At 50.1% G+C, this 17,361-nt stretch carries 14 protein-coding genes, 1 tRNA gene, 1 other RNA gene and 1 pseudogene; 6 read left to right on the top strand and 11 right to left on the bottom strand.

Annotated elements, in window-relative coordinates:
* Positions 1 to 106 precede the first annotated feature (106 nt).
* Entirely contained in the window at positions 107 to 385 is a 279-nt protein-coding gene (locus HF257_RS22815; RefSeq protein ID WP_185708503.1) for a hypothetical protein, read from the top strand.
* A gap of 103 nt (positions 386 to 488) precedes the next feature.
* Positions 489 to 885: a transfer-messenger RNA gene (gene ssrA / locus HF257_RS22810) on the top strand.
* Positions 886 to 1,085: 200 nt separating this feature from the next.
* On the opposite strand, the gene HF257_RS22805 is transcribed toward ssrA, so the two are convergent.
* The gene (locus HF257_RS22805) at positions 1,086 to 1,388 is read right to left on the bottom strand and encodes a helix-turn-helix domain-containing protein (RefSeq protein WP_185708504.1); all 303 of its coding nucleotides are present in this window, start codon (positions 1,386 to 1,388) and stop codon (positions 1,086 to 1,088) included.
* Positions 1,389 to 1,547: 159 nt separating this feature from the next.
* Here HF257_RS22805 and HF257_RS22800 point away from each other — a divergent pair, with 159 nt between their 5' ends.
* Complete coding sequence (locus HF257_RS22800; RefSeq protein WP_185708505.1) at positions 1,548 to 2,126, top strand: hypothetical protein; 579 nt, start codon at positions 1,548 to 1,550, stop codon at positions 2,124 to 2,126.
* A gap of 1,157 nt (positions 2,127 to 3,283) precedes the next feature.
* On the opposite strand, the gene HF257_RS22795 is transcribed toward HF257_RS22800, so the two are convergent.
* On the bottom strand, positions 3,284 to 4,318 hold the full coding sequence (locus HF257_RS22795) for a phospholipase D family protein (RefSeq protein WP_185708507.1): 1,035 nt from the start codon (positions 4,316 to 4,318) through the stop codon (positions 3,284 to 3,286).
* A 119-nt stretch (positions 4,319 to 4,437) separates the two neighbouring features.
* On the opposite strand from HF257_RS22795, the gene HF257_RS22790 reads away from it, so the two are divergent.
* Both HF257_RS22790 and HF257_RS22785 read left to right on the top strand, forming a co-directional pair.
* Positions 4,438 to 5,016: a hypothetical protein gene (locus HF257_RS22790; protein WP_185708508.1), complete on the top strand. Its 579-nt coding sequence runs from the start codon at positions 4,438 to 4,440 to the stop codon at positions 5,014 to 5,016.
* Positions 5,017 to 5,588: 572 nt separating this feature from the next.
* On the top strand, positions 5,589 to 6,197 hold the full coding sequence (locus HF257_RS22785; RefSeq protein ID WP_185708509.1) for a hypothetical protein: 609 nt from the start codon (positions 5,589 to 5,591) through the stop codon (positions 6,195 to 6,197).
* Between the two features lie 202 nt (positions 6,198 to 6,399).
* Here the strand turns inward: HF257_RS22785 and HF257_RS22780 are convergent, their stop codons facing one another.
* From HF257_RS22780 to HF257_RS22765, 4 genes are all read right to left on the bottom strand, one after another.
* On the bottom strand, positions 6,400 to 7,158 hold the full coding sequence (locus HF257_RS22780; RefSeq protein WP_185708510.1) for a hypothetical protein: 759 nt from the start codon (positions 7,156 to 7,158) through the stop codon (positions 6,400 to 6,402).
* Between the two features lie 304 nt (positions 7,159 to 7,462).
* Positions 7,463 to 7,564 (bottom strand) — tRNA-OTHER (locus HF257_RS22775).
* Complete coding sequence (locus HF257_RS22770; RefSeq protein WP_185708511.1) at positions 7,563 to 8,345, bottom strand: hypothetical protein; 783 nt, start codon at positions 8,343 to 8,345, stop codon at positions 7,563 to 7,565. Before HF257_RS22770 ends, HF257_RS22775 begins: the two co-directional genes overlap by 2 nt.
* 211 nt (positions 8,346 to 8,556) lie before the next feature.
* The gene (locus HF257_RS22765) at positions 8,557 to 13,185 is read right to left on the bottom strand and encodes a hypothetical protein (RefSeq protein ID WP_185708512.1); all 4,629 of its coding nucleotides are present in this window, start codon (positions 13,183 to 13,185) and stop codon (positions 8,557 to 8,559) included.
* Between the two features lie 341 nt (positions 13,186 to 13,526).
* Between HF257_RS22765 and HF257_RS22760 the strand changes: the two are divergent.
* Positions 13,527 to 13,601 (top strand): annotated as a pseudogene (locus HF257_RS22760) (AsnC family transcriptional regulator); the annotation flags it as partial.
* Between the two features lie 544 nt (positions 13,602 to 14,145).
* Here HF257_RS22760 and HF257_RS22755 read toward each other — a convergent pair.
* The 5 genes from HF257_RS22755 to HF257_RS22735 all read right to left on the bottom strand — a co-directional run bounded on the left by HF257_RS22755 (position 14,146) and on the right by HF257_RS22735 (position 16,842).
* Positions 14,146 to 14,616: a DUF6998 domain-containing protein gene (locus HF257_RS22755; RefSeq protein WP_185708513.1), complete on the bottom strand. Its 471-nt coding sequence runs from the start codon at positions 14,614 to 14,616 to the stop codon at positions 14,146 to 14,148.
* 66 nt (positions 14,617 to 14,682) lie between these two features.
* Positions 14,683 to 15,051 (bottom strand): hypothetical protein, encoded by a 369-nt coding sequence (locus HF257_RS22750; protein ID WP_185708514.1) that lies wholly within the window; start codon positions 15,049 to 15,051, stop codon positions 14,683 to 14,685.
* A 13-nt stretch (positions 15,052 to 15,064) separates the two neighbouring features.
* Complete coding sequence (locus HF257_RS22745; RefSeq protein WP_185708515.1) at positions 15,065 to 15,520, bottom strand: hypothetical protein; 456 nt, start codon at positions 15,518 to 15,520, stop codon at positions 15,065 to 15,067.
* A 3-nt stretch (positions 15,521 to 15,523) separates the two neighbouring features.
* Positions 15,524 to 16,102, bottom strand: coding sequence for a hypothetical protein (locus HF257_RS22740; protein WP_185708516.1), 579 nt, complete (start codon positions 16,100 to 16,102; stop codon positions 15,524 to 15,526).
* Between the two features lie 284 nt (positions 16,103 to 16,386).
* Positions 16,387 to 16,842 (bottom strand): hypothetical protein, encoded by a 456-nt coding sequence (locus tag HF257_RS22735; RefSeq protein ID WP_185708517.1) that lies wholly within the window; start codon positions 16,840 to 16,842, stop codon positions 16,387 to 16,389.
* Between the last annotated feature and the right edge of the window lie 519 nt (positions 16,843 to 17,361).

Genomic DNA, 17,361 nt, shown 5'->3' with positions numbered 1-17,361 from the left:
AGCGTAGTCATCTGCATAGGCCTCAACGAACGAGGCCCTTCAGTGATGTCGCTGGCAGCCCTTTAACGCCAGTAGCGTCGAGCCCTTTTGCGCAAGGAGATACCCTATGAAGCGTTCCGCTCTTGCTGGCTTGTTCATTACCGCTGCGATGCTGGCCTCCCCCGTTTTCGCGGCTGGCGACCCCGACCTGTGCAAGATCAACCTGGACAAAATCAACAACGGCAAAGCCCTGCTCGCCACCGACACCAGTGGCAAAAGCGGCGAAATAGACACTGCCGTCTCCCAGGCCAAGGCCGCGCATGCCGCAGGCGATGACAAGAAATGCATCGAGATCACTTCCAAGGCCATACAGGACCTGCAGAACAGCGAGAAAGGCGGCCAGTAGCCCCTCGCCCGCTCAAGGCCAACCTTCGGGTTGGCCTTCTGTGACCGTTTGGCGTACACTGCACAGGCTTGTCACTCACTATGAAACAACGAGTTACAAGCACGGGGCCGTTTAGGATTCGACGCCGGTTGCGAAACTTTAGGTGCATGCCGAGTTGGTAACAGAACTCGTAAATCCACTGTTGCAACTTCTTATAGTTGCCAATGACGAAAACTACGGCCAGGAATTCGCTCTCGCTGCGTAAGCAGCCTTAGCCCTGAGCTTCTGGTACCTTCGGGTCCAGCAATCACCAGGGGATGTCTGTAAACCCAAAGTGATTGTCATATAGAACAGAATCGCCGTGCAGTACGTTGTGGACGAATCGGCTAAAACTTACACAACTCGCCCAAAGCACCCTGCCCTTCGGGTCGCTGAGGGTTAACTTAATAGAAACGGCTACGCATGTAGTACCGACAGCGGAGTACTGGCGGACGGGGGTTCAAATCCCCCCGGCTCCACCAAATAAGCACTACAAATCAGGCACTTAGCGATTATCGCAAGTGCCTTTTTTGTGTCCAAAGGGGCTATTTTGGCTCAGGAATGCCAGCTTTATGACAGCGTATAATTCTCACGCTTTCGCCAGATACCTATAGATACATCCTCAAATAGCTCAACGCTTGACCCACATTTGATATCAATCCTGGCCAACAAGAAGACTCCATCAATCCTGAGGCTTAGGGAAACCGCCGAAAAGCCTCACCTGGTTTGCGATTCTCTCTAGTACAGCTTCAACCCCCTCAATCTCCGCAGCAGCCTCCACTTCACAAAGCAGCATCATCGCAACAGGATCAATTCCGAGAATTTTTGCAAGCTTGTCCACTGTAGCGAGGGTAGGCGACGCCTTACCCTTTTCAAGCATTCTGATGTACCGATCCGTAACCGCCGTGTGAAAATCCTCCTGTGAGTAACCATTGGAGGTTCGAAGCCGCTTGAAAACGTTGCCGAAGGTCTGGTCGAAATTCATCAAATGCCCGTACAAAAAACTAGCATTTGAGCGTGCATTTGTTTAGATTGACAGGAAGTATAGTTCCGGTTCGGGTTGCATAACAGAACAGATGTTGGATATTTAGGTCCACAGACATTCTCGCAACCTAACACTTGTCAGTCACAAATGGAGCGAGAAATGAGGAAAGCTATCGACATCGGAATAGCAAAACTAATATCAGATTCTGGCTGCCAAAACTTTACTGGATTCATCGCAAACGCCCATATCAAGGACATTCCAATAGTTGAGGGGGAAATCTGGGATCATGCCGGGGCGGGGGTATCTGACCAGTTCACAGATGGCTGCCGCATTAGGACCTCTGCATTAATTGAGATACATTCTTACGACAGTAGCCTTTGGGTTGTTACCAAAGACGGCAGCCGATACGGAATTCTGTCGTTTGCAGCTTTGGGCTGGATATATTTCATCAATATGTATCGTGCCTACGACCGCCTTGATCCGACCCCGGCCAACACGCCTCGCCTTTTCATGCGCGATTTTCCCGACCAACAGTCTGGGGAAGAGATCACGCCAAGCAAACTACGCGCGGTAAAAATTAAAGCTGAACTGGGAAAACTTGAGAGCCGATTGAAAAAGCCAAAGCCTCTCCGCCCAGAGAAAGATCCTAACGAACTCAAACGGCTAATGGAGCAAGTGGAAGCAACCATAGACACGTTGAAGCGCAATGGAGTAGCTATGAATGGTCATGAGCTGTGAGCCTCCAGCTTTACGCAACCCACTACCGAGTTCCAATTTAGGAAAGTCTTGGGCTAGTGAAAGCTATTGCCTTGAGATGCGGTCGGACAGTGTGGCCAAGCCATCGGCAAGCCTGTCGTGACTGACCTCCCCAAAGAACCGGATGAGCGGCGGAACACATTCGCCGAAGTAATTTGGCTTAAAGCAGAGCACCAACACCAAAAGCAGGAAAGCCTTCGCGTCTGGCGAATCTGGTACATCGCGCTCACTGATGAAGCCCGGTCAGACATAGACGAGCAGCTCAAAGTGTATTGCGAAAAAATTCGTGTGCAATTTGGAAAGTCTGTGCGCTTTAAGCCGCGCAACAAGGGAGAGTGAGCGATTTGATCTGTCCTGCTATGAAGCTCCAAGAACATCATCGTAACGCGGAAATTTTGCGTAACGTAAGATACGTTACGCAAAATTTTCGCGTTACGGTAATGCCGACATTTAAAAGGTTCGGAACTCAAGCCCAATGCGGCATAGTCTTCTCCCACGGAACATAGGGCGGTTCCTCACATGAACTTTCTCACAGAATATGCTCACCGTAGATTGATGTATGCCATGACTACTAGCTTCGAAAAACCTGTAACAGGCTACATAGTCAATGCGCGATTTGAATCATGTTGCTGCATCGGAGCTATTTACCATCACCAGGCGGCACGTGCCGATGGATGGTTATGTGATGGCCGTAGTGTCCGAACGTCAGACGTCGTTCGCCTCGGACGATCAAAGGAACTATGGACGTTTATTACCCATAGCGGTAGTCACTATGTAATTGTGACTTTCGAACAACGAATAGGCCGGACATCATTGAACGTATTTATCAAAATCCTAGCCAGAGGATTTCACATTACTGCGCGTAGAATTCAGTGAGCCAATCGGTCGATACTGAATCATCCTGGGTTTCGCAGACATTCTTAGGTGAGTTCGCAGAACGCGTCCTCATGAACAGCCACTTCGGGTCGATTGCGGTCGGCCGTGACAGACAGCAATTGGCCAAAAGCAGCCTCTCGCTACGGGCAGCCGTCGGCCAGATGCAGCGAGAACACAATGAAATCATGGAGAGAGTTGCCCGCCTACATAAGCAAGGCGATGATCGGCTCCAGCCACCGCCCGCCTCGCCGCTCAACGAGTGTTTATTGCGCTTGAAGGATTCGCTTAAGGCCGGAAAGGTGGATGCGCCTGGCATCGGGATCAAGCTTCTCAGCAGCGTTCCAAATCGCTTCAATCTTTGGCCTCACTGACTTCGCGATCCGCTGACGATCCACTTGGACAAGCCGCCGACCAAGCAGCGTAGTTAATGGTTTGGCAAGATCGACCCAACCATCGTCATTGCTTTCATCATAAATGAAATTTAGTTTTGTACCTGTCATACGACATGCACCGTCGACGGCGACCCCACCATTCTCGTTCCAGATAATGCAGAGGTATTCGTTCTTCTCTGTAGTGTCGAGAGAGTCTGGCCAAGTCTCAAACGACCAGCGCTCGTTGCCCTCGCCCCCCTGCCCGTAGCTCCCATGCTCAATTAGCTCTTCGTCTTCGTGCTGCTTGGCCCGGGCTTCGGCCTCAGGTCCAGGTCTTGAAGTGTAAAGAAGGGCGTAGGCGTTTCGGCCTTCTAGATCGGCCACTGAATAGTTGTCGAAAGCGAACGGCCCCTTCCGGCTGTAATCAGGGCGGGCATCCCGATTCTTCTCATAAGCCTCGATTGCGTCGGCTAGGTCCTGGTCTGTGATTGGCTTGCTGTCGGTCGACAACCAAAGTCGCTCGAACCACTCCTGTGCTGACTCGACTTCCTCTCTGTCGACGGTTTGAATTGCCGCTTCGAGCCAGTGCGCAACTTCAACCCCTTCAAATCCCAACCCATTCGCGGATACGTTTGCTGAGCCGATGATTGCCGAGGTGGGCCCTACCAACAGTTTCGCGTGTAGCCGGTCGCACTGGCGGATCTGGACATGAGCCATTTCCTTTGCTCGATCAACTAGCAGTTTGATCACCGCAGGGTTCGTCCCCCCGCTTTTGAGATTGCAGATGACTCGCAACGGCTTTCCGTCGTCAGGATGGATGGTTGCCTCTGCGCCATCGCCCCAGAATGCAATAGCCACGTCTAACGAAGCTTCTTGGGCGACCATCGCACGAAGAGCCTTTGGGTACTGCTCTGGACCAATAAACATCAAGTACTCCTTTCCTTGCAGTCAGAGGTGCATCATGGGAATCGAGCGACGGACACGTGGTGATTCAGTTCTCAGGCTTGCGTTGCAGCAATCCCACAATGCATTGAGTAGGAAAAAATATGATTCGCGAAATTGAAAATGCGCTGATGGCAGCATTCGATCAAACTTTGTGCAAATATCGCCAAATCCTGAACAACTATTACCCTGCGCATAAAAGCACCGGCTTCACCGAGAGAAACCTGACCAATAATTTCGTCAGGTCGTTGGAGCACGTATTAGGCAAGGACGCATTTGCCTGGTTTGAAGCCCCATTGAGCGCCGAGGAAAAACTGCACCTTGATGCAATCGTTTTTGACCCCACCACGAAAAGCTGCTTTCTCATTGAAGCCAAGAGATTTTCCAACCTCAACAAAAAAATCGCCGAAACCATACATGATATCCAGCGGATGTCATATCAGGCCCATCACGCCACGCTGGAACTAGGACTAGGCGAGTTAAAAATAGAAAACCGGTACGCCATCGTACTGGTCGATATTTGGACAGAGGGTGAAGCAAAACAGGCAACCTTCAACAACTGGCCCGTCTGCTTGGATGACGCATCATTCGACCTGTTCCGTACCGGCGGTTTTGAAAACCTCATGATCGAAAAAGAATGGAAGCGCCACTACAAGATCATGATGGCCGCCAAGAAGCTTTGATCCCCCCCACGTAACGCGATGGGTCAGGCTCAGCGTTGTCGCGCAACGTTCATCATGGAAATGAGTGAAGCTGACTCGTAGATGTACGCTAGACAGCTTAGCAGTTGCACACGCGGCGCCTGCCTGAAGAGCTAGATCCATCCACGCGCCTCCGGTATCCGAGCCCCATAACATCAATGTAGGGAATCATCAGCCGAGCCCCCCTCCGACAACGCCATTCACCCGCTGGCCCTAGGTTTTGCAGGATCAGAGTAAGCTAAGTTTTTTGGGTGCTGATGGCCAGTGTAGCCTTCGGCAGCAGCTACGTGTGTAGGTTGACTGACCGCTTTGGGTCGAAAGCGGCTTTTCGTAAATGGCGGGTATAGGCCGATTTCTGTCAATCATCGCCACCCAGTTAGCTGGTCACATCCCGCGCAAATGACTGGTCGAGCCGAATGCAATGGGTGGTCCAGTCCTTGCAATTACGCAGTGCAAGCGCGGCAAGCTCTCCTTTGCACATGCAAGGCATACTGAGCAAATGTGAACAGTCGTGAAATCCGCAGCAATCCCAAAAAAACACCAATGGAGTAGCAATGAAAAAAGCGGTGGTAGCAAAGGATAAATATGAGTTTTGTGTACTGGACGCCTACTTTGCACCGTATCTAGGCGCGGGCGATGCGACCATTCGCTATGGTGCCTTCATCATCGCGAACGTCGAAACGCCGACCGGGAACAATAAAAGCGCCACGCTTTCCTTCGACCACTACGCAGTTGTCACCGAGCTAAAGGGCTACGGACTGGGCGGCATTGGGCCTCTGCTGTTCGCTAGACACATCGCTAGCGTCTTCCCAAACGTCACAATGCTTGAATTTAATTTGTTTCGCCAAAACCCACAAGACGACCCAATCGCTCTACGCGATGCGCGAGAGCAGCTTTTCTTATCGTTGGGCGCGACGTGCTCGTACCAGAGAATCCCTCAGCCTGGCCCACCTCGATGGATTGTGTCGGTTAGATGGGATAGGCAGAACTGGGCTCACCCGGAACTTTTGGCTGAGCTTGAAAATCGCTTTCACACCCGATATAAGCAGATATTGGACAAGGATGCGAAGAGGGATGAGAAGAGAGATAGGCGGTATAATAACGTAAGATCCTGCGGACTTTTGAAATGGATTAAGGCAAGAGTAAAAGGAGGAAGGGCGTGAGAGCGGCGCCTGCTACACCGTGGCTGGATGCAAACGGTCAAGTTCCAGAAGAAACTAGTGACAGCGAATTTATGTTTCTTGTCTTAAAAGTCGTTCATGTTAGGAGGCTTCTGGCCGATCGCTGCCCGTCCCGAACCGCAGGTGTCAGTTAATAGCAGCCCTTCAGAGCAGCAGTTTAGCTGCTCTTTGAGGCTTAATAACTTTAATTTCCTGGGTTCGCACTTAGGAGGCTGCCCAGCAATCTTGGGTCGAACCAAGTCGTCTTATTTACTGGTATATTCAATCGGCTAGAATCTGGGGTGATTAGCACGCCAGGCTGTAGCGTCCAAGCTGAAAAACCTTCCATAAACTCTTTTAATTTGTGAGATTTTTCTTTTTTGTGTGGAATTATTAAGTAGAACCAGAAGCTATTGATGGCTATCAAGCGAATCATGAAACGACTGGCTAATACCCCATCGTAACCAATATCCGCGCACCTTAAAACTTCCGGTTTAACGGTTTTGCGTATTTCGCCATCCAGGCCGAACTCTATGGAGTCGGTCACAATCAGGAGGCGTAATATAACATCGCTTCGATGAGTACCTTTAGCTATGTAAGTGATAAACTTTTGGTGAGACTTGACTGATTTTTCACTTCCGGATGAGCGAGCTGAATTGAAAGATATTTTCAATAATACCCTTAGCAACATGTTGTAATCGTAGGCTATTTTAGCCTCGCTTCCGGCGCTAATTGTATTCGCAAGATGCGAGTCATATAAAGCCGCTAGATAATCATCCAGCTTGCTTAGAGTGTCATTATTACATTTGGCGCATACATCCTTTATCACAGCTTCGCCTTTGTAAAAAGAATTGGTAATCTTGTTGTAAGTCAAAAAGTCCGGATTTCTTTTTATTAAGGATTTTGGCCAAATATGCTCTTTGGTAAGTTTTTCAAAGCTGGCGCAATAGCTGCAAGATTTCATCTCGATTTCCGTATCTGCGAATAACAATTTAACTTGGAGAAGCATGCTGGCATTTTTAAAAGACAGCCTTCTTGACGTCGTTTGCTTGTAATGAAGAAGTGAAATTTAGATCGTATCATTCGCAGGACTGATTTTGATCTGCCCCTAAATCGGAGGCCAGAAGCAAAATTCTCTATTATATCTGCCCCGAATCGAATGACCCTTACGGTGATAACTCTTGGGGAGCTTTAGTGCTGAAGGTCAGAATAGCGAAGCTACCTACCTAATTCGGATGGCGGTGGCCAATTGAGGTTGAAATTTAAATTGGTGACTCATTCCAGAATCGAACTGGACCCTTCCCCTTCACAAGCGAACTGAACGCAATTCGCTTGTGAAGGGGGACGCTCAACCACTAAGCTTATGAGTCATATTGAGAGAATACGTTCTGCACGAGCGGACTGGATACCAAACGTTACAGAAAGCCATCCCTTACGTGCATTATGAAGGCGTTCACTGGATCGAGGCAACCTCGAAATGGTTGTTGGGACTAAAATTGCTAATCTATCGTCTCCAGGATCCAGATCCTTATCTACAGCTGTAGCGAGGTCTAGGGCAAGTCTCGCGAGATACTTGATATCATGAAAGCTGAGGTCGTCAACTGGGCGAGGAACTGATTTCATTCCGTAAGCAATAGCTGTACTGGTAAGTAAATCTCGGTTATCTAAATAGAATTGCTTTGCCGCAGACTCAGCTTCACCACTAGGATGCGCAATAGAGTTGCGAACTAGCCTGTAGTAATCTAAAGATGTTATTCGTTCCAAACCAAGCCTACTTTCATGAAGCTGCTTGCTAGATCCGGTATTTCGAGCCAACGCCATAAATGGAGTATCACCATCATACTGAACCCACACCTTCCCATGAAGGGCATGAAACTGACTTCGAGTGTCTGAAAAAAACAGATCAATACCGCTGTAAAGGCTTACGATATTAAGTCGAATAGCGCTGCGAAGAACGCGCTCAGATTTGATCCCGCAAAGCTTAACGCCATGTTTCTCCGCTAAGATCTCCCATGGATCAGCCAAACCGAGCCCATCTATAGACGCTGAGACCTCCTGCAATCCCACGTAGGTACCGGCAGCTACAGCTGTTAACTCTCCAACAAACTTTTTGAATGAACGAAACGCAGCGGTTGAGAATGTATCTTTCACGGCGAGAATCTAAATCTGATGATGAAATTATTTAGCGCTTATAACATTACCAGAATGGAATATCTAGCGTGGTGTTTAAGCGTTCGCTATTTTCGTGGGCATGTCTGATCGGCTGATTTCCCGCCTTACGTGATTGGCCGCTTAGGGTCGGATAGCGACGGTTTACTACCGCCGCCAAATCCTCAACAGTCAGCTTTCTTCGGACCTGGGGTCAATCAGAAACACGCCCTTCAGTAATGAACATCCTACTTGGAACACGCATGCCAAAAAGCTTTGACCTTCGCTTGTTTTTCCACTTGCTGATCCGATTGCGGATTTGGCGGTTGAGCGTAGGCCCGAAGCGTTGGATAAGAGTGCTAGGTGTGCCGCCATACGTTTCCAACGAATCGAAGCGGCCATCAACTATTTTCGAAAGCAAAACTGTGTAGCGCCAAAGCTCAACTGAATCTGTCGCAGTACACATCAGGGATGCCCAATGGCGGGACCATTGATGGCGATCCATTGCGTATTTGGCCGCAACGTATGCCTGTTGCAGAAATCCATGTTCGTCTTTCAGCAAATCGATAGTTTCAATTGCCCAGACTTCATCTGGTGAAAGACCTGCCACCATCGTAGCTCGAGCACGATATGCCGGCTCCAGACGACTCCTACGGTCTACGACATAATCCCGGATGAGATTTTCTCGCTGCGCTTCGATAGCAGCCAGAATCTCCATGGCAAGCTCATGATCGTTGTCGATGCTATCGAGGCGAGCGAAGCAGAGTTTTTTAATTTCGTCGCTATCAGCAGCCCTCCAAATGCTAACCGCACCAAGTTTAACTTTATGCAGACCTATCGTCACACACACATCAGGGGAACCAACTCTCAGTCGCTCGAACAAAGTTAGTCCAGCAACCAAATTTCTTTTGGAGATGACCTCGGAAATGAGCGAGGCAATATTGTGCACGTTATTGAAACTCTTGCTGTCCAGCTCTAGGAAATACTTGTACCAGGAGTCGACTAGAGCAGGTGCCACCTTGTCGATTGACAAAATCAACCCGATAGTGATGGACTCAATGATTAGCTGCGCACCTACCTTTACCAGATCACGCTCAAAGCGATCAAAGGCATCTTGGTTCTGCTTTTGACGCTTGTACCAAGCGTCGCTAGTGTCGGCGAACCGCTCCAACTGCTCTCGCAGGCCTTCCTTTTGCGACACTTTTTCGGAAACCTCAACAAACTCAGGCCAGTGGCAACCTCCTATATTTTGCTCAATATGCGGCAGGTTGCTAGTAATCTGAAAAGCTGCGGCGTTGAAAATAGCCGTGTTGAGACGACTTGAAATTGCCATTGCAGCATCAGGTCCGAGCCGCTCAGCGAAGGATTCATAAGCGGAAAGCGCGATCCGATCTAGACACTCTTCGACCGTAATTGAGCCGTACTCCGCAGCCATTACAAGGGCCTGCGATCCATAATATATTTCGGTTTTTTGAGATACAGCATCTAGAGAAGCCGCGCTCCATCCCGACTTCACGAGCCCCACGAGTAGCCTTGGATCAGCAGCCGCCTGGATGAGGGACAGCGCAGATAGACGGACATGATCGTGCTCCGATGCGAGCAGAGTGATTACCGTCTGCCTAGTTTGAGCGCTGAGAGTGGTACCCGAGTTTTCAGCGAAACAAAGAATTCGAAATTGAATGACCTGATTAGCTTCCTGCACGGCCTTGTCGAGCGCGCGCTCCAATGTGGTTTCTTTTATTGGTAGGAATAGATCGCATAGATCCCGAAGAATGGTTTTGTCTTTCGGATGACTCAGTAACGCAGTGAATTGCTCATCTCCAGTCATATGAGCAAACGCAACAAAAAGAGCATGTTGCGCAGTAACCCAAGCCTCATTGTTCTCATCTTCGTCGGCATCCAGTGCCGCCTGAGCAATCTCCGCCGCTTTTTCGACGTAAGATTTCGCAACGCGATCTTCCAAGCCAACGGTATGGCTTTCAAGCAGGTAGGTCGCTAGGCGGAACTCCGACTTTTCGCGTGTCACGGCCTCATCTGCCAAGGCCCGCAAAACTTCGATAGCAGCATCAGGGCGGAAGCGTGCGAGGCCTGGTTTGGCCATCGAGAAAAAGTGATCGTCTAGCGTGACACTTCTGCCATTGCTCAGTTTGGCGGGGTCAATTGCCCTGTACCTTATCGCTGTCTGGTCAATATTGTCGGGCTCTTCCGAGGATGGATCGCAAGGATCAGTAGCGCAATAGTCCTCAATCCTTCGCCAGCCCCCCCTGTGCTCTTGATCCTCCGTCAACTCCTCTACGATGGCATTGGCCTCTTCTGCGTCTGCGCTCTCGCCAGTGGCGCACAAGACGTAGATTAATGCCCACTGACCGGTCCTTGAAATGCAGGTTTGTCGTAGTGGCTTCGCCGACTCCCGTAGCGAATCTCTGGTGGCTAACCAGTCAACCAAGTTGAAATGCAGAAGGTCATCAAAAACCTCATGGTGGTTGCGGTGACCACCATTGAGCGAGGTCGAGAAACACCAGTTGCGTAGGCTCACAGCGAAGGGGGCAAGCGAGCGGCCAGCTAACGCATGGAAGGCAAGCAAACTGAGGCGGCTATAGTCGCCACGATCGACCCGAATCATGCCATTCAGAATATCGCGTTCAACCTCTGACAATGACATAAGAATATCGGAAAGCTCCTGCTCTCGTTCAGCCCTCTTTTTTTCTCGCTCGGCTCCATGCTTCGAAGTGTTGGGAAAAAAAACCTTACGGTCGGGGGCCAGGGAGTACATATTGAGCCAACGGTGGATACTCGCTGACAGCTCCACTTCGAAGGCTTCATTTCCGCGTAGATCATCGGCGGCGTCAGTGAGCCAAGAGAGATTTGAGACTGTATCGCGGGAAAGGGACGAATCTTCTAGGGCCGCTATAAACGCCTTGGGATTTCGACCGAATAGGTTACGAAATTCCGGATAACGCAAGGAATCTATGTTCTGAAGCATGACGAAACAGCGTACCAATGGGCTCACAATTTCCAAAGGTGACTCTTCCAGTACCGCCGCGAGAATTGCTCCCATCAAGATATCGCCGGTCCTATCAAGCGCAGCAATTGGTTCAAGAATATTGTGAAGCGCGTCTTCAACACTCTTTTTCTTTCGAAATGCTTCCCTCGCAGTCCCCACCAGCGTAAGCCCTAGGGCCAGCGGTAAACCCTCATCTTTCAAGAGGTACTTATTAGGATCTTCTTCTAATACCTCAAAAAAACGCCCTGCTGACGTGATGACAAACTGTTCGGAAATAGCTTGATTAGCACCACCAGCCTTCACTAATACAGGCATGTGGAACTCGTTGATATCGTCGCTTTGCTGCTCCTTGAGACGCTGCACAATGTTTCTCGCATGGGTGCAGATATCCGCCTTAAACTGCTTATCAGATACCTTCGTACCTTCTGCGGCACTGCCGCTGCGGATATGCTCGAAAAGAAGACGACTGATGCTCAATTCGCCAAACGCTGTGATTTCCTCAGAGTTATAGAGGGTCGCAGCGACTCCAAAAATTCGAGGATTACGCAGACTGCGCACCACCTCTGTGTCGAGAGCAGATATTGATGTTCCCCGTTCGTTTAAAAGCTCGTCCAACTCCAAATCGGTCCACCCAGGGATTTCGATTGGGACTACTTCGCTGAGTAGCTTATTCTCTAGAAAATCACGATAGAAAACCCGCCGGCAGCTGAAAACTAGCCTACCGCCGATCTGAGCCAGAACATCGCTTATCGCATCAATAAACCGAACCCAGTCGATGCTTTCACGTTGATTGACACCATCCATAAATACAACCAATCGCGGGACGGTAATGTCGGGTTGGCTTTGCCAATACTGAAAATTCCTGAGCCATAGCTCCTTGGCTTCGTATGTTGGTAATTCCCCTGTCTGTGTTAGGAGCTTCGAAATCAAGAGATCCCGGCAGTACTCGTTGGAAGGCAGTCCATTGATATCGTCGGGGACCACAACGACAGTCAATGGCCGATAGGATTGACGGCTCCAGGCCTGTGCAAAAATCCAAGACTTGCCATTGCCGTCGGCGCCTAATATCGCAACAACGCCGCCATCTGGTTTTCCAAAGACATTATTCGCGACTTTGGTACGCAGATCCTTACGATCAATTGTGCGAGATACGGACTCATCACCAGGGCTGAGAGCTTGGCCAAATACGGTACGAGCACGCTTTTTGTCACAGAATGCTTGCGAGAGCCAAGCAACGTTGCTCTCAAGCGCAATATCGGTGGTTTCGTCGGTCATCTGTTGCCCACGGCAAGAATGACTAGCCAATCGATCTTGGACGTCTTGTATCTGGGCAGACAGCCCACGATGAGAGGCGACGACTAAGCCAGCGGTCCCTGAATCTTCTACGCGCGCGTTTACAGACTCTGCAAGCATCGCAATGATGTCTGATACTACGCCGCGAGCCTCCCTCGCGCTCGCCATGGCTACTTCACCATATCGGGCCTGAAGCCGAGCAGATATCTCTTCGGGGATTGCTGAACCTAGCGATTTCGTGCGTGCGGCATACTTGAGATCAATCCTTACGTTGCGATCATTGAGCCAATTCACAACATTTGGAGTATCTAGGTGCTCGGGTGTGATCAGTAAGTGTGCAACCGAATCGACGAAACGTTCACTAAGCGAACCATCCAGTTGTCCACCTGCTAATCGCTGGATCGCACTTTCTAATATTGAATCATCAGCAGACCGCACATTTTCTGGTGCTTTCCCGGCCGCCCTTTCCGCTCTTAACGTCTTAAATTTTTTCAAAACTGCCTGCGCAGCTGACGACAAGGCGCGAATTACACTGCTTGGGTCCATATCTGTCCGCTGCGAGGTGCTAGTGGAGTGTCTGATTATGATCTTGAGGTATGCCAGATCAAGTTGTCATAAATAGGATATTGTGCGTTCTCAGATTCCGCAATGCTATTAAAGATTGCTTCTGGTCGATAGCTGCTTAGTGGCAATGGTAGCTCTGGGTCCAGATTGTAATAAAACATGCTGGATACGTACCGGGATTCTCGCAGATTACTTGGAATCGGCAGAGAAGTGTCAGATTGATTCACACAAATCGTTCAGCCTTCTACGTGGCTACTTGGGCCGACTCAGAGGTACGATCAGCCACACACTGACGGTCAGGAAGTTTGCTGGTGGCTCTAAATATACCCAATGTGGAACGCCTGACCTCGACCCTGATCATGAAACGGGTCATCCAGGATAGGCCTCTTCCTTTGTGATGGCGAGGGCAACCCCTCCGGCTTTGCCTTTCAGGCAGAATCTTACGGCGATAAGGAATAGCTGCTTCTGGCCGCTTGCTGCCCCTCACGACAGGCAGCAATCGACCTAAAGTGCCCTTCGCGAAGGGCAGCACTCGGCCAAAATCGGACAGTGATAGAAAAAAATAAATCTGTCGCCTTTCGATCGTCTTTTTTGGCTGTGGGTTGTCAGCAGTGGCAAGTGCGGGCAACGTTGTACCGCTCGGTTCTCAAGACTTTAAACATAAGGATGGGTCATGAAACTCAAGGAATGGGCTCATCTCGAGGCCCTTTATAAAATCAGTCGTAAACAACCCAATAAACACATATTCAAACTCCACAATGCTCGCAAGTTATGGCCAATGTGGTCAGCTGTAGGGTCAACCGCATTGCTTTTTGTGTTCGCAATGTTCGGCATTCCACTTCAGCACGTCCTTGCGTCTTTGCACTCTTAACAAGGCATCTGCGTCCCCAGCGGCAGCCCGAAGCACATCATCTCGTTCGAACTGTCGCATGGCGTCATTTCCTATAGTTCAGACCGCGCCCAGCGCAGTCTGCTGATAGCTTTGAATTGACTGATACCGACTGAGCCACGTTCGTTTCGAGCCTTTGACCCAGGCCTTGTCAGTAACGCCTCAACCGCAGAGCGATCAGCTTCAAAAATCTGGAAAGCGTTGTAATCCGCGTCGAGAAGAACCAGTAAAACAGTATCGAAGGGTTGCCTTAAATCGATTGATCCCACTCGGCCGCTCCGCATTTGTGGGCTGGTGAAATACCGCCCCTTGATTTGAATTCTGACTGTCAGCCCATCTTTCACTTCTGTCGCGTCGTACCCAGCTTGCCTAGCCAGTTCCAACTCGACGTTGAGGTGCCGAGCTGCCTCGTACTCTGCGATTTCCCCAGTCACACCCAGCGGTTTACGAGTGAGTTGGTAATAACGGCGAGCCAAAACCTTGGTGTCTCGAAGGATCTGGTACACCTCATCGGCGTCCTCCATGCGACTTTCCTATCGTTGGCCTTGGTTCATTAGCCTGATTGTTTAGATTTGATCAGGGGCTTCCGCCTAGTCGTTAATCTTTTCAACAACTGGGACATTCCCCCAATATCCCGCAAATACGCAATCGCGCATGACGGGCCAAAGTACGCGATTCACGTACTCTCGATCATTAACTCTCCACGCAGCGACACGGGAACGTTGTAGGTAGTCCGTGACGTCTTGCGATGCAGTAAATTTGCTGCCTGCCGATCGCCATTTTTCACAATCGTCATCAAATCGAATTTTGCGCAAATGCAAGACGTCCATCGGTTGCTCTGGTATTGGCGGGGTAAGTGCCTTTTCTTCCATGCCAGATGGCATCGGTGGTTCGGCAGCGGCTGATACATTGCTGCCTGCTGCAATCGCCAAAATGAGCGCTACAAACATCCGTTTCATGTTTTTTTCCTATTTAATCCGGCTTACAGATCAGGCCTACTTTCTTGGCCTCTTCGCGGGCAGCCTTATAGCCATCCAACGGGTATGCCGGCCACCCGGAGGGCATGCAAAACCCCTGACGGCGCTCCTGGGATCGGAACTGCGCATGCCAGCCATCGTTACGGTCGAAAACCCAGCCGAATAGTCCAGTAGCTTGAAACTGGTCGTATGTGATATCGATGATGAAATCACCGACCTCAAACCATGCGTGGGTCGCTCCGTCTTTCAGCTTTGGGTGACGTGTACCGCAGACGTACTCCCCTTCATACTGAAGCGTTTCCCAAACTACTCGCCCCAAAATGTCGGAAGCGACCCCGCACGCGCCTGAGGGAAATCCGTTAAAGGTTGAGCCCTTTGCATCAACGAGGCTAATGAGCCCAACCCTGCACGCAAGGGCCACCTTCTCAAGCTCTGTCCTGATTGCATTCATGGTCTAATCCGTGTTCGAGCCCTTTGGCTTCGAGCCAAGTTCTTTAGACCTGATCAAGGCATCCAAATTTGGCACGACATTGGCGTCGAGGTGATCCTGCATTTGCTGGCTCAGATGGTGTTCGTTGGGAATACTAATGCCCTCTTGCTTCGCCCATTCCCGCAAAACGCCCAGCAACACCATGCTGACGGTCTGACCATCATCCATGTACTGGAGCAGGAAAGCCTTTAGCCTCCCCCGTCCTTCATCGGAATGCAGGTCAAGACCTCCGGGCACATCATGTAGCCGATGCGCGATGACGTTGCGATACTGGAGGAAGCGATCCAACTTGTCGTCGAAGGTGGGATGCAGGTCTACCCGCTTCCGCAGCGCATTGAGCAGTTGTCCCAAAGTGGCTTTTGAATGTCGCTCAAGCAGGATCTGAAGCTGTTCCACAGTTTGCAATGGCTCGCCGTGCAATGGAAACGTTAGGCAGCTGCTCAACAGACGCTCAACACCCTGCCCCGTGATCACCGCAAGGCCCAATGTCTTCAGCACATCGTCCTGCACAGGCTTATAGCCCGATTGCGCTTCATCTTTCATGATCAAGTCAGTCCCTGATGTGCTGGAAGCCAAAGCGGCAGCGTCTTCGGCCTCAGCCCCACAGATGCGGGACTTAGGCGAGAATTTCCTGTAACCAGGATTACCCTGCGTAGCGCTCCCATTTTTGGATTGCTGCTCTTGCTTCTACTTGGTCGACGCCGCTTACCAATGAATCAGCAAATGCCAAGTGGGCATCCATGTAGCGGTCAAAATCTTTCTCCGGAACACTATTTTTTTTCCCATTTTTTCGAACCACTTGTAACGTAGTCCGATGATCGACTTGCTCACCGCTTCCCATGTCCGAAGCTACCCGGCAGGCGTGCCCACGAGTCGAGCATATCAACACGCTTTGGCGCCTTCTTCTCTTTCTTAGCAACAGGCTTCACCGGCACTTTTGCTTTAAATTTCGCTCCTGCAAACTCCTCCACACTTACCTTAAAGCTCATATGCGTATTGGGAGGTTTCCCGCTCCTTGCGAAGACGGCTCCCACCGGCCCCATTTTGCTTGTTAGCCCAAGGCGTTCACAGATCCATGCTGAAACGAACAGCTTGAAGTCACGACTTTCGAATACGTTCACCAATGCACCAAGAAGGGTGTAATCACCATGCTTCTCCGAATGCTCTATACAGTGCGTAAGCGCCTGGCTATACAGGTAGGACATGAGAACCTTCTTTTCGTCGAGAAGTGTTCGTACAGTGCCTTTGCCCAGGGCTACGATTTGTTTATATGAGTCCTTCATACTGCTTCCAGCTCCTGCCGTTCGTGTACTGAAGTCAATTAAACCTAAAAAGCAGGGTTTTGAATCGTCCATTGTTTCGTAGGCAAACCATAACTCAATTTTTGCCAGAAGCCACCAGGGCCGATGGTCAGTTTTTGGCCGTTTGCTGCCCTCCACCAAAGACAGCTAAGGGTCGATTGCTGCCTGTCACGACACAATTTATTCGGATACCTATCCTGCCCCGTCATCTAAACACAAACCCTAAAGCCGACGAGACCTTCAGACTCTAGCAGGACGGGCAAAAACTCAAAATATCCTCCATTAGCTGGCGTGTCACCTGCGCCTCTCCCTAAGGCACCAACGCTTCAAAGTTCTGATTAAATGCATCATCAACCCGTAAAGCTTTCGCCTTCCAAAAACTCTATCGAGTTTACTAAACTGGAGAGAACACCAGTGAAGTGTAGGGTCCGAAAGCAATGTGCAGAATTAGCATTTTGCTAACCACGGGTTAGACCAATTGACGATTTTTTAGCCAAAGAT

The organism is Pseudomonas cremoris, assembly GCF_014230465.1.
The sequence above is the reverse complement of the archived record's forward strand: the minus strand, read 5'-3'. Positions and strand labels throughout refer to the sequence as shown.

Excerpts from the sequence above, each read along its gene's own strand:
- HF257_RS22735 (WP_185708517.1), bottom strand. The coding sequence starts at position 16,842 with ATGAAGGACTCATATAAACAAATCGTAGCCCTGGGCAAAGGCACTGTA.
- HF257_RS22815 (WP_185708503.1), top strand. The coding sequence starts at position 107 with ATGAAGCGTTCCGCTCTTGCTGGCTTGTTCATTACCGCTGCGATGCTG.
- HF257_RS22805 (WP_185708504.1), bottom strand. The coding sequence starts at position 1,388 with ATGAATTTCGACCAGACCTTCGGCAACGTTTTCAAGCGGCTTCGAACC.
- HF257_RS22780 (WP_185708510.1), bottom strand. The coding sequence starts at position 7,158 with ATGAAATCTTGCAGCTATTGCGCCAGCTTTGAAAAACTTACCAAAGAG.
- HF257_RS22745 (WP_185708515.1), bottom strand. The coding sequence starts at position 15,520 with ATGAATGCAATCAGGACAGAGCTTGAGAAGGTGGCCCTTGCGTGCAGG.
- HF257_RS22765 (WP_185708512.1), bottom strand. The coding sequence starts at position 13,185 with ATGGACCCAAGCAGTGTAATTCGCGCCTTGTCGTCAGCTGCGCAGGCA.
- HF257_RS22800 (WP_185708505.1), top strand. The coding sequence starts at position 1,548 with ATGAGGAAAGCTATCGACATCGGAATAGCAAAACTAATATCAGATTCT.
- HF257_RS22755 (WP_185708513.1), bottom strand. The coding sequence starts at position 14,616 with ATGGAGGACGCCGATGAGGTGTACCAGATCCTTCGAGACACCAAGGTT.
- HF257_RS22785 (WP_185708509.1), top strand. The coding sequence starts at position 5,589 with ATGAAAAAAGCGGTGGTAGCAAAGGATAAATATGAGTTTTGTGTACTG.
- HF257_RS22795 (WP_185708507.1), bottom strand. The coding sequence starts at position 4,318 with ATGTTTATTGGTCCAGAGCAGTACCCAAAGGCTCTTCGTGCGATGGTC.
- HF257_RS22740 (WP_185708516.1), bottom strand. The coding sequence starts at position 16,102 with ATGAAAGATGAAGCGCAATCGGGCTATAAGCCTGTGCAGGACGATGTG.
- HF257_RS22750 (WP_185708514.1), bottom strand. The coding sequence starts at position 15,051 with ATGAAACGGATGTTTGTAGCGCTCATTTTGGCGATTGCAGCAGGCAGC.
- HF257_RS22790 (WP_185708508.1), top strand. The coding sequence starts at position 4,438 with ATGATTCGCGAAATTGAAAATGCGCTGATGGCAGCATTCGATCAAACT.